We start from the raw sequence: 11,905 nt of genomic DNA, 5'->3' as shown, positions 1-11,905 counted from the left end.
CCCAGCGCGCTGACGGCGATGAAGCCCATGGCGACGAGGAACGCGGGTGAGGTGGGCGAGGAAGCCCGCGCACCGGCAACGGCGTAGGCCGCGGTGTTCGGGAGGCTGCCGAGCGCCGTCGCGAGGAGATAGGGAAGCCAGCCCATACGGGAGACCGCGGCGCAGTAGTTCATGGCGCAGAACGGCAGACCCGGGAAGAGACGGATCGCCAGCATCGAGCGGAAGCCGTGCTCGCTCAACTGCCGGTCGGCGGCGGTCAGCCACCGGGCGCGCAGCAACGGGCGCAGGGCATCCTGCCCGAGCAGCCGGCCGAGCCCGAAGGCCAGAGCGGCGCCCAGTACCGTACCGGCCAGCGCGCCGGCCAGCCCGGCCTGACTGCCGAAGAGGGCCCCGGCCGCGAGATTGAGGACCGGGCGCGGGACGAAAGCGGTGGTGCACGCCCCGTATGCCAGCGCGAAGACCACCAGAGCGGTCGGGCCGGACAGCTGCGCGGGCCGCCCCCCGGTCAGCAGGTGCTGCGGCTGCCACCACAGTGTCATGGCCGCGGCGCAGGCCAGCAGGGCGAGCAGCAGGCCCAGCCGGCACCAGGGGGAGAAGAGCACACGCGTGCAGCGCGCGGCGAGGCCGTCGGGCGTTGCGGCGGGCGGAAGCATCCCGGGAGCGTAACCGACAAGGGTGCCGAGGAGCCGTAAGCCAAGGCCGAGGAGCCGTGAGGCCAAGGCCGGGAGCTGTACGGCCAAGACGGCGGCCGGATAAATCGTTCGACGCCGGAGGGCGCGCCCGGCACCATATGACGCATGATCCGGCACGCCTTCCTCCCGCTCCCGTCCGCAGTCGCGGACGAGCCGAAGGCTGCCGTCGATCTTTTCGCGGCCAACGCCGCGGCCCACTGCGCTCCCGCAGTCACTGCCGTCGCGGCAGCCGCCGTTGAGGCCGTCGCGGCCGCCGACGGCGCACGAAGCTGACCCTCTCCGGATCGTCCGGCGGACCCCGCAGGGGGAGGGTCGGCGGGGCTCAGGGGTCCCCACGGCGCCAAGTCGCCGTCCTCACCGCATTGTTGCGAGGAAGAACACCATGCCCAAGACGGCATACGTGCGCACCAAGCCGCACCTGAACATCGGCACCATGGGCCACGTCGACCACGGCAAGACCACGCTGACCGCGGCCATCACCAAGGTCCTCAGCGACCGGGGGAGCGGGACGTTCGTGCCCTTCGACCGGATCGACCGGGCCCCGGAGGAGGCCGCCCGCGGTATCACCATCAACATCTCACATGTCGAGTACGAGACCGGCACCCGGCACTACGCCCATGTCGACATGCCCGGCCATGCCGACTTCATCAAGAACATGGTGACCGGCGCGGCGCAGCTCGACGGGGCGATCCTCGTCGTCTCCGCGCTCGACGGGATCATGCCGCAGACCGCCGAGCATGTGCTGCTCGCCAAACAAGTGGGCGTCCGGCACCTCGTCGTGGCCCTCAACAAGGCCGACGCCGGCGACCCCGAGCTCACCGACCTCGTGGAACTGGAGGTGCGCGAACTGCTCGGCGCGCACGGCTACGACGGGGAGCACGTACCGGTCGTACGGGTCTCCGGGCTGCGTGCCCTGGAAGGCGACCCGCGCTGGACGGCGGCGATCGACGCGCTGCTGGATGCCGTGGACACCTATGTCCCGATGCCCGAGCGGTATGTCGACGCGCCGTTCCTGCTGCCGGTGGAGAACGTGCTGACCATCACCGGCCGCGGCACGGTCGTCACCGGAGCCGTCGAGCGCGGCACAGTGCGGGTCGGCGACCGGGTCGCGGTGCTCGGCGCGGAGACCGAGACGACGGTCACCGGGCTGGAGACGTTCGGCAGGCCCATGGAGTCCGCCGAGGCCGGGGACAATGTCGCGCTGCTGCTGCGCGGTCTGCACCGCGACCAGGTGCGCCGCGGGCATGTGGTCGCGGCGCCCGGCAGCGTCACACCGCGGCGCCGTTTCACCGCCGAGGTGTATGTGCTCTCCACCGAGGAGGGCGGCCGCCGTACGCCGCTGTCCACCGGCTACCGGCCGCAGTTCTACATCCGCACCGCGGACGTGGTCGGCGACCTCGACCTCGGCGAGCGGGGCATCGCCCGTCCTGGCGAGACGGTGACGGTGTCGGTCGAACTGGGCCGGGACGTGCCGCTGGAGAGGGGCCTGGGCTTCGCCATCCGCGAGGGCGGCCGGACCGTCGGGGCGGGCACGGTGCGCACCGTCGAGGAGTGAGACACCGCAGGTCACCAGGCTGCGTCCGGCACCCTTTCCGGTGCGGGGCGCAGCCTCCTGCTGTCCCGGGGGGCGCCCGGGTGCAAGACTGCACGCCCGGGTGAACGGCCACGAGGAAGACTGCCCGTGCCGCACGGCGCGGGCGGTCGGCCGGAGACAGGAGGAAGACCTGATGGCGGGTACGGCACTGGTCCTGGGCGGCGGAGGGCTCACCGGCATCGGCTGGGAGATCGGTGTGCTCGCCGGTCTCGCCGACGCGGGCCTCGACCTCGCCGACGCCGATGTCGTCATCGGTACCTCCGCCGGATCGATCGTCGGCGCCCACCTCACCTCCCGGCATCTCGGCCTGGACGAGATGTACGCACACCAGCTCGCGGTGCCCGAGAACGGCTCGGCGGCCCGTATGGGCCCGGCCGCACTGGCCCGGTTCGCGGCCATCGCGCTGCGCTCCCGGGACACGGTCTCCTTCGGCGTACGCATGGGCAGGCTGGCGCTCGCGGCCCGCACCGTCACCGAGGCGGAGCAGCGCACGGCGATCACCCGGACCCTGAACCTCACCGACTGGCCGGCCCGCCGGCTGGTGATCACGGCGGTGGATGCGGCCACGGGGGAGCGGACCGCCTTCGACGACACGAGCGGGGTGCGGCTGCTCGACGCGGTGGGCGCGAGTTGCGCGGTCCCCGGAATCTATCCGCCGGTCACCATCGACGGCACCCGGTGGATCGACGGCGGGGTGCACTCCAGCGCCAACGCCGATCTGGCCGCCGGATACGACCGGGTGGTGATCGTCGCGCCGATGGCCGCGAGTGGTGGGCCGATCGCCGGACCGCGGGCGCAGGGCGAACGACTGGCGCGCCAGGGCGCCCGGGTGTGCGTGCTCACTCCCGACCGTGCGGCCAGGGCGGCGTTCGGCCGCAATGTCCTGGATCCCGCCAAGCGCGCCGACGCGGCCCGCGCGGGGCGCCGGCAGGCAGCGGCCCATGTGGCGCAGATCCAGCAGGTCTGGTCGGACTGAGCGGCCGGCCGGACCGGCGGCCGGGGCCCGGTGACCGCACCGGCACAATGGGACGGTGGACGAAGCACCCGAGCCGATACCCGTCATCCGGGCCGTGGACTGCGGCACCGCCAAGCTGCTGCCGGACGTCGACCGGCCGCGCGCCTGGCTGCTCACCGTGGACGGAGCACCGCAGTCCTACGTGGACCTCGACGCGCCCACCCATCTGGAATTCGAGTATGTGCGCCGGCTGGCGCACGTCCTGGACGAGGCGGCCGCTCCGGGCCGGCCGCTCGACGCGCTGCACCTCGGCGGCGGGGCGCTGACCCTGCCGCGCTATCTCGCCGCCGTCCGTCCGCACTCCCGGCAGGAGGTCATCGAGGCCGACCGCGGGCTGCTCGACCTGGTCACGGAGCACCTCCCGCTGCCCGGCGGCTGCGGGATCACGGTGCACGCCGAGGACGCCCGTACGGCGCTGGAGGCGGCGCCGGAGGACAGCGCCGATGTCATCGTGGCGGATGTCTTCGGCGGCTCGCGGGTGCCCGCGCACCTCACCTCGGTCGAGTACGCGCAGGCCGCCGCCCGGGTTCTGCGACCGGACGGCTGCTATGCCGCGAACCTCGCGGACGGCGCGCCGTTCGGCTTTCTGCGCGGTCAACTCGCCAATTTTTCCACGGTCTTCGAGCACCTCGCGCTGATCGCCGAGCCCTCGGTGCTGCGCGGCCGCCGGTTCGGCAACGCCGTGCTGCTCGCCTCGCGCGCACCGCTGCCGATCGCCGCGCTGGCCCGGCGGACGGCCGGTGACGCGTTCCCGGCCCGGGTCGAGCACGGCGCGGCGCTGCGGCGGCTGATCGCGGACGCGGTCCCCGTATGCGATGCCGAGGCGGTGGCGTCCCCGGTGCCGCCGGACGGCGCGTTCAGCGTCGGCTGAGCGCGGTCCGCCGCGGCCTCGCACCAGGTCGACGGCGCCCGCTCACTCCGCCTCCGCGGTGTGCGATTCCGTCGCCCCGGCGGCACGGGGGACCGCTCCGCCCGCCGCGGGCTCCGGCTTCGTACGCCGGGTGAGCCGCCGCACCTCGGGCACGCACAGCACCGCCGCCGTCAGCAGCGCGATCAGCGCCGAGCAGCCCCACAGTGCGGCTGTCCGGCCGACGAGGTCCTGTACGGGGCCGGCCAGCGCGGTGGCGAGCGGGACCACGGCCAGGGACCCGAGCCAGTCGTAGGACGAGACCCGGGAGAACTTCTCCTCGGGGATCTCCTGATGCAGTGCCGTCATCCACGTCACCGCGAAGACCTCGACCGCGATCCCGGTGCCGAACATGACCGCGGTGAGACCGCCCGCCGGGAGGGGGACGGCGAGTGCGGCGGACGGGAAGGCGAGCGGGAACACGCACAGCGCACCGGTGAGCAGGAGGCGGTGCGGTCTGACCCGGGTCATCAGGAGGGCGCCGCCCACGGTGCCCGCACCGAAGGCGGCCAGCGCCAGCCCCCAGGGTCCGGGTCCGCCCAGATGCTGCTCGGCGACGAGCGGCCCGTAGACCGCCTCGGCGGCCGCCACCACCGCGTTGACGATGGAGAACTGCACGACCACCGCCCACAGCCACCGCCGGGAGGCGACCTCGCGCCAGCCGTCCCGAAGGTCATGCAGCACCCCGCTGCCGGGAGCCCGTGCGGGGACGCCACCGACGTCGAGGAAGGCGCGCAGCGCGCCCGCGAGGGCGAAGGCCGCGGAGTCGATGGCCAGCACCCAGCCGGGGCCGACCGCGGCGACCAGTGCGCCGCCGAGCGCCGTGCCGCCGATGTTCGCGCCGTTCATGCCCATACGGAACACGGCGAAGGCGCGCCCCGCCTGCTCGCCGGTGACACTGGCGAGCACCATGCCCTCGGAGGCCGGCGCGAAGAACGCCTGCCCCGTGCCACCGAGGGCGGCCAGCAGCGCCATCTGCCACAGCCGCGGCTCGCCGGCCAGGACGAGCAGCGCGAACAGGCCCTGGGAGACGCAGCTGAGGGCGTTCGCGGCGACCATCACGCGATGCCGGGGGAGCCGGTCGGCGACCGCGCCGCCGATCAGCAGGAAGAGGACGAGCGGGATGGTCCGCGCGGCGGCCACCAGCCCGACGTCGGTGGCGGAACCGCCGGCGGCGAGCACCGCGAAAGCGGTGGCGATCAGCGCACCGGAGCTGCCGAGGTTCGCGATCACCGTGGCGCCGGTGAGCAGCAGATAGTTCTTCCCCGCCCACGCGGGGCGGGTCCTCACCAAGACAGCACCCGTGGGGCGGAGACCGTGCGCGACCGCTTCCGTCCGGGGCTGCCGGCTGCTCGGCGTACGCCGCGTTCCGGGTAGGCCACCCGCCCGTCTTCGCTGTGCTGCTGTCCTGGCCACATGGGCGTCAACGATACGGAGGGTGGCGAGCCGGCCGCACAGGGGTTTCCGGCGGCCGTTACGGGACCGGAGTCCGTATGGGCCTGGCGTACGTCAGGGCCTGGGGTGCGTCAGCAGGACCGAGGTCGGTCGCCCTTCATGCCCCCGGGCCGGAGAGCGCCGCACCCCCTTCACACCTAAGCTACCGCTAGGTAACATGGGCCCATGTCCTCCGAGACCCTGCCGTCGATCGGCGAAATGATGGCGGCATCCGTGCCGATGGCCCGCACCCTGAACCTCGAGTTCACCGAGACCACCGCCGAGCGCGCCGTGGTCCGCATGCCCGACCAGCCGGACTTCCACAACCACGTCGGCGGACCGCACGCCGGTGCCATGTTCACCCTCGCCGAGTCGGCGAGCGGTGCCATCGTGATGGCGGCCTTCGGCGACCAGCTCGGCCGGGCGGTGCCGCTCGCGGTGCGCGCCGAGATCGGCTACAAGAAGCTCGCCATGGGACCGGTCACCGCTACCGCTGAACTGGGCCGGCCGGTGGCCGAGGTGATCGCCGAGCTCGACGCCGGTGAGCGCCCGGAGTTCCCCGTGAACATCGCCATCACCCGCGAGGACGGCGGGGTCACCGGCGAGATGAGCATCGTGTGGACCCTGCGCCCCAACAAGTGAGCTGCTTCACAGTGGGGTTCTCCCCGGCCCGTCGTGCACCGCACGGCGGGCCGCCGCCGTTTTGAGCGGCTCCGCGACGCCGGACCGGGGCCGCCGAGAAGGTCGTTGCGTACCGCATGCGGATTCGGCTCCCGGACGGCGCCATCGAGTACGCTTCGGCGGGCGTGCTGCGGCGCGCCAGGGGGATCGACCGGCACCGGTGTCTGGCTGCCGGGGCACGGCCCACGGGGGCCCTACACCAGCGGAGGAAGCGGCGTTGCACATCCAGGAGTGGCTCGAGACGGTACCGGCCGTGAGCGTCTACCTCCTGGTGGGGGTGGTCATCGGACTGGAGAGCGTGGGTATTCCGCTGCCCGGTGAGATCGTCCTCGTCAGTGCGGCGATCCTCGCGGCGACCCAGGACCACATCAATCCGTACGTGCTGGGCGCCTGTGCGTCCGCCGGCGCGATCCTGGGTGACTCCATCGGGTATCTGATCGGACGCAAGGGGGGCCAGCCTCTGTTGCAGTGGGCGGGCCGGAAGTTCCCCAAGCACTTCGGCCCCGACCATGTCGCGATGGCCGAGGCGAAGTTCGACAAGTGGGGCATGTGGGCGGTCTTCTTCGGCCGGTTCGTCGCGCTGCTGCGTATCTTCGCCGGTCCGCTCGCCGGCGTACTGAAGATGCCGTACTGGAAGTTCCTGATCGCCAACGTCCTCGGCGGCATCGTCTGGGCCGGCGGCACCACCGCGTTGATCTACAGCGTGGGCGTCGTCGCCGAGTCGTGGCTCAAGCGCTTCTCCTGGCTCGGACTGGTCGCCGCCCTGCTGTTCGGCATCGGCTCGTTCCTGCTCATGAAGCACCGCGCGAAGAAGGCGGCCGCCGCGCGCGAGGCGGCCCAGACCCCGGTCGGCGCGACGGTCGACTGACCGTCCCGGAGCCGCCGCGCCACCTACGTACGGCTCGTACGGGCCTGCAACGGTCGCTCTTCAACGGGAAGCTCTTCAGGCGGAAGTCCGGCGCTCGTCCGGCCCAACTCACCTGATCACGCAGACGGGTCGAGGACCGGCGTCGCCTCAGGGCATCAGCCAGACGTCCGGTCCGCCGTCGCGCCATTCGAAGACACCGGTGTCGTCCCAGACGAACTTCGTGGTGCAGAAACCGGCCCGGCGCAGGATCGCGGCCACATCACCGGGGCGCAGCGCCCGGCCCAGATCCTGTCCGTAGAGCGTCACACGGCGGCCGCCCGAGCAGGGCGGATGCACGATCACGGGGGCACGCTTCATGCTTCCCAGCATGCGACCGGCCCCGTGCCTCCGCATCCCGAACGCGGTCGGCGCGTCACGGAACGTGTCCACGGGCCTCTCCGCGACACCGGCCCGGCCCTCAGGACCGTGCCCGCAGCCGCGAGAAGAACGGCCGGGCCCGTACGCCGGGCCCGGCGCGCAGCCACCACGGGGCCTCCTCGCCGCCGTCCGGCGGCGGCGTCCCGCCACGCACCGTCCGCCGCAGACCGGTCAGCATGTTGCGGACGCCTGCGATCAACAGCGGGTCACCGATCACCTTCTTGGCCACCAGCGCCTTGTGACACGCCCGCAGCGCCGCCGCCGGCTTCCCATGGGTGCTCTCGGTCAGGGCACGGGCGTACAGGATCGTCGAGTACAGCCAGAAGTCCCCGTCGGAGTGCCGGGTCTCCCAGGCGCGGTCGGCCGCCGCCCCGGCCCGCTCCGCGTCGAGCGGCGCCAGGGCGACGGCGAGCAGCGCCCGGCCGTGGGCGGGCCCCGGACCGAACCATGGATCCCTGGAGTGGTGCCGGGCCGCTTCCTCCAGACACGCCACGGCCGCCGTGGTGTCCGCGCGGTACAGCGCCAGCACCCCGTGCGCATGCGCGATACGGGCCAGCCCGTCGCCGTCCGCATGCATCACGGCCGCCGTCCACGCCTGGTCGAGCAGCGACTCCGCGGTGGCGAGCGAGTGTTCCTGCGCGGCGAGATAGCCGGCCAGCCACAACGCCCGGGCGCGCAGCGCGGTGTCGTCCCGGGAGAGCAGCAGCAGCCGGTCCAGATGGGCCCGGCCCTCCCGGCGGAAGCCACAGGCGGCCCAGTGGAACCACAGCGACACCGCGATCTCCAGTGCCCCGAGCGCATCCTCTGCGTCCTGCGGCGGCCGGGTCAGCGCCGCGTCGAGATTGGCCTGTTCGTCCTCCACCAGCCGCACGGCGACCTGCTGGTTCGGGCCCTGCCAGGCGATCTGGGCCTCCGCCGCGAGTGCCGCACAGGCCTGCCGGAACCGCCGCAGCGCCGCGGACTCCTCACCCGCCTCGCGCAGCTGGGTCCGCCCGAAGTCGCGGGCGGCGCGCGGGAGTCGGTAGCGCGGCGGCAGCGCGGCCCCGGTGTCCTCGCGAGCGCCGCCCCCGTCCCGTACGCGTTCGACGACCGAGGCCGTACGGAGCCGTTCCAGTGCACCGTCGACCGCGGCTGACGGAACGTCACTGCTGGTGCAGACGCATCCGGCCAGCCAGGGATCGAAATCGTCGGGGAGCACCGAGAGCCTCGCCCATACGCGCCGGTCGGTGGGCGAGCAGAGGGCGTAGCCCGCGGCCTGCGCGGCGTGCAGCGAGGTGTGCCGGGCGGTCGCCGCGGGACCCGAGTAGAACAGCGCACCGTCCGTGCCCACCTGCGCCGCGAGCTGCGGCAACGACATCCGGTCCAGCTGGTGCGCGGCCAGGGCGATCGCCAGCGGTGAGCCCTCCAGGGCCTGGCACACCGTGACCAGGAGCTCGGGCGCCGCGGCACCGGTCCGCGCGGCCAGCAGCTCGACGGCCGGTCCGGCGATCCCCTCGCCCAGCGTCACCGGAAGCGGCGCGATCTCGACGACGCGCTCCTCGGACAGTCCCAGCCGCCCCCGTGCGGTCGCCACGATGCGCAGCGCCGGGTCGGCCCGCAGCAGCCGGCGCACGAGCTGTGCGCACTCGGCGAGCACCGGGTCGCAGTCGTCCAGCAGCACGGTCACACGATGCCGCCGGCAGTGTGCGGTCAGCGCCGCGAGGGCCGTGCCGCCCGCGGCGCTGCACCCCGCTGCGGGCTCCGTCCGGTCGGCCCGGCCGGACACCGGTGCGCCGACGCAGGGCGAAGCCGTACGCCGGGCGAGGGTCCGGGAGCTGTTACGGCAGGCGGTGTCCGCCTGCCCGGCCGCCCGCAGCAGCGCGTCGGCCAGACCGCCCTCGGCCAGTCCGTCCCAGCAGCCGACCCGGATGACCGTGCCGCCGTGCCGAGCGGTGTGCTCCTCCAGGACGGCGCGGGCCAGCACGCTCTTGCCCACGCCGGCGGCTCCGGTGAGCGTCACCAGCGGAGCACTGCCCAGCAGCCCGGACACCTGCTCATGCTCAACGGCCCGTCCCACTACGCCGGGCAGTGGCCGGCGATCTGCCCACGCGGTCATCGGTCATCCCCAACCACGGCACAGCGCCGCGCCCTTCCGAATAGGGAACCAACGATGCCAGAACCGACCGTCCGGTAAACAACCAGCAGGCTCATCGAACGAGGGAAACTCCGCCGCCGTATTTGACGCGGCCGGACCTCTCGCCGAGGGGCCCGGGAGGACGGACCACCAGGTCACGGTGGCCGGGGTCGGCGCCGAGGGCGCTTCGGACGATCTTAAAGTGGTGTCTTTCGACCGGCGCCGCGGTGGCAGCGTGGCTGCCCGCGGCCGGCCCAAGAATCCAAGGAGAACGTCCCGATGAAGCGCCTGCGCGTCCGTGCTGCGGTGAGTGTGGTGGCCCTGGGGCTGCTGGCCGGTTGCGGCGACGGCAGGGACATCGTCGACGCATCGAGCGTGCCGCGGCTGCGGGCCCATCATGCGGCGGATGCCCTCAACGGCAAGCCCCGGGCGATGGTGCCCCGTGGCCCGCGCTCCTCGTTCACGCCGTTCCGTACCACCGGGGACGACGGCACCCAGGTCGTGGTGACGAAGTGGCACGGGGGGAAGTCCGGTTTCACCGGCGACATTTGGGCCTGGGTGCCGCCGGAGTACCACGATCCGCAGTACGCCAGGAGCGGGTTTCCGGTGCTGATCGCGCTGCCCGGCGCCTATGGCTATCCGTTCAACTACTGGGCCGGGGACGCCTTTGCGCTGGAGGAGCGGATCGCGGAGTGGTCGGGGCAGGGCAAGACGCTGCCGTTCATCGTCGTCATGCCGGTGCTCAATCCGGGCAGGAAGTACTACGACGGCAGTGACATCCCGGGGCAGCCGAAGATGGGCACGTGGCTGACCGAGGATGTACCGGACTTCGCGCGGGCCAACTTCCGTACGTTCGACAGCCGTGACGGCTGGGCCTTCATGGGGTCCTCGTCCGGCGGGTTCGCCGCGCTGAAGGCCGTGCTCAAGGAGCCGCAGAAGTTCAAGGCGGCCATTGTCAACGGCCCCGACACGAGGCCGGATTCGCCGATGTGGCAGGGGTATCCGGCCGAGATGCGTGCCAATGACCCCCGCCATCTGGCGCGGCAGCTGACCGCGCGGAAGGGCCTGCCCGTCTATCTGGCCTTCGAGCTGGGCAGCAAGGAGGCGGCGGTGCCCGATGTGAAGCGTTTCATCAAGGACTACACCGGCGGGCCGGTCCACTCCACGCTCTTCGAGATACCGGACGGTGTGCACAGCGGCCACACCTACATCCAGCGGATGGCCGACTCGCTGCACTGGATCAGTGAGCAGATGCAGGGCCCCGTGCCGTCCGTTTGACGCACCGTCGCCCAGGTGGTCGCACGGCAGGGGCTTTCCTGTTGCCGACGCCGGGCCACCCGTAAGAATTGTCCGTGACCCGGCCATGGGAGCGCGGCCGGCGATGATGTCGGCCCGCTGGAAGGAGAACCGTGCGAAAGCTGCGAGTCGTCGGTCTGACGCTGGCGGGCACGGCTCTGCTGGCAGGGAGCCTGACGGTGGGCAACCAGTGGCTGGCGGAGCGGGACGCGACCAGTGAGGTGGACGGGACGACCGACACCGTCCCGCGCGACGAGGTCGCCCGCTCGATCTCGGGCCATCTGTCGCTTCCGGTGATCCCCCGGGGGCCGCGCTCGGTCGACTGCGCCAGGGACCTGCGCGCGGTCAAGGGGGCGTGGACCCACTGCACGGCGCACTACTTGCGCGGGACCGACCGCGACATGACCGTACGCGTGGTCCGGGTCCGCGGCGGCGAGATCACTTATGTCCACGACACCCCGCATCGCTGAACTTCGCTGACCGGCCCCCGTTTTCGGTGTGGGCCAGGTCACATGGCCACCTGTCAACAGGTCGTCAGGAAGCGGGCAACTCGCTCGCTCCGAGGTCCGCCAACGCGCCCAATGGCCCCAAAGCAGGCCTTTGTTGAATCTGCATCGTATGTGTCCGGTGTTCAGATCGCAGTTGGACGACGGGTGTTGCCGTGATGCTAAGATCATCGCACTTGCCAACGGGGTAGTCACCTGATATGGCAGGTGAGAAATTCCGCGCATTGGCCTATGAAAACCGCCACCCCGGGGAGAACTATGCCATTAGCCGGCCCTTTGATGGCTTTCTGGCAGGCGACTGTGCGTGGCCGTTCATGTATCTCTGGGAGCGCGATTGATTCCGCACGTCGCGGCCAGACATACGACACCTGGTGGCTCCGTC

At 72.2% G+C, this 11,905-nt stretch carries 12 protein-coding genes; 8 read left to right on the top strand and 4 right to left on the bottom strand.

Going from position 1 to position 11,905, the window contains the following annotated elements; all coding sequences use genetic code 11:
* Positions 1-653 (bottom strand): TVP38/TMEM64 family protein (locus tag M8I34_RS38450; RefSeq protein ID WP_250057668.1); only part of this gene is annotated, 653 nt, incomplete at its 3' end.
* A 144-nt stretch (positions 654-797) separates the two neighbouring features.
* On the opposite strand from M8I34_RS38450, the gene M8I34_RS38445 reads away from it, so the two are divergent.
* The 4 genes from M8I34_RS38445 (at position 798) to M8I34_RS38430 (ending at position 4,172) form a co-directional block, all read left to right on the top strand.
* Positions 798-965 (top strand): hypothetical protein, encoded by a 168-nt coding sequence (locus M8I34_RS38445; protein WP_250057666.1) that lies wholly within the window; start codon positions 798-800, stop codon positions 963-965.
* 109 nt (positions 966-1,074) lie between these two features.
* Positions 1,075-2,247, top strand: coding sequence for an elongation factor Tu (gene tuf, locus M8I34_RS38440; RefSeq protein ID WP_250057664.1), 1,173 nt, complete (start codon positions 1,075-1,077; stop codon positions 2,245-2,247).
* 172 nt (positions 2,248-2,419) lie between these two features.
* Positions 2,420-3,262 (top strand): patatin-like phospholipase family protein, encoded by an 843-nt coding sequence (locus M8I34_RS38435; RefSeq protein WP_250057662.1) that lies wholly within the window; start codon positions 2,420-2,422, stop codon positions 3,260-3,262.
* A 55-nt stretch (positions 3,263-3,317) separates the two neighbouring features.
* Entirely contained in the window at positions 3,318-4,172 is an 855-nt protein-coding gene (locus M8I34_RS38430; RefSeq protein ID WP_250057660.1) for a fused MFS/spermidine synthase, read from the top strand.
* A gap of 42 nt (positions 4,173-4,214) precedes the next feature.
* Here the strand turns inward: M8I34_RS38430 and M8I34_RS38425 are convergent, their stop codons facing one another.
* Entirely contained in the window at positions 4,215-5,498 is a 1,284-nt protein-coding gene (locus M8I34_RS38425; RefSeq protein WP_374211047.1) for an MFS transporter, read from the bottom strand.
* 330 nt (positions 5,499-5,828) lie between these two features.
* Here M8I34_RS38425 and M8I34_RS38420 point away from each other — a divergent pair, with 330 nt between their 5' ends.
* Positions 5,829-6,284 (top strand): DUF4442 domain-containing protein, encoded by a 456-nt coding sequence (locus M8I34_RS38420; RefSeq protein ID WP_030985070.1) that lies wholly within the window; start codon positions 5,829-5,831, stop codon positions 6,282-6,284.
* 256 nt (positions 6,285-6,540) lie between these two features.
* On the top strand, positions 6,541-7,191 hold the full coding sequence (locus tag M8I34_RS38415) for a DedA family protein (protein ID WP_250057657.1): 651 nt from the start codon (positions 6,541-6,543) through the stop codon (positions 7,189-7,191).
* 147 nt (positions 7,192-7,338) lie between these two features.
* Here M8I34_RS38415 and M8I34_RS38410 read toward each other — a convergent pair whose 3' ends face one another.
* Positions 7,339-7,548, bottom strand: coding sequence for a hypothetical protein (locus M8I34_RS38410; protein WP_030985073.1), 210 nt, complete (start codon positions 7,546-7,548; stop codon positions 7,339-7,341).
* Positions 7,549-7,648: 100 nt separating this feature from the next.
* Entirely contained in the window at positions 7,649-9,703 is a 2,055-nt protein-coding gene (locus M8I34_RS38405; RefSeq protein WP_250057655.1) for an AAA family ATPase, read from the bottom strand.
* A 297-nt stretch (positions 9,704-10,000) separates the two neighbouring features.
* On the opposite strand from M8I34_RS38405, the gene M8I34_RS38400 reads away from it, so the two are divergent.
* Both M8I34_RS38400 and M8I34_RS38395 read left to right on the top strand, forming a co-directional pair.
* Complete coding sequence (locus M8I34_RS38400; protein WP_250057654.1) at positions 10,001-10,999, top strand: esterase family protein; 999 nt, start codon at positions 10,001-10,003, stop codon at positions 10,997-10,999.
* Positions 11,000-11,130: 131 nt separating this feature from the next.
* Positions 11,131-11,487 (top strand): DUF4333 domain-containing protein, encoded by a 357-nt coding sequence (locus M8I34_RS38395; protein WP_244417283.1) that lies wholly within the window; start codon positions 11,131-11,133, stop codon positions 11,485-11,487.
* The last annotated feature ends 418 nt before the right edge of the window (positions 11,488-11,905 follow it).

The sequence above is a fragment of the Streptomyces sp. MCA2 genome, assembly GCF_023544705.1.
Classification (GTDB): domain Bacteria; phylum Actinomycetota; class Actinomycetes; order Streptomycetales; family Streptomycetaceae; genus Streptomyces; species Streptomyces decoyicus.
This window is presented reverse-complemented; position numbering and strand designations above follow the sequence as displayed.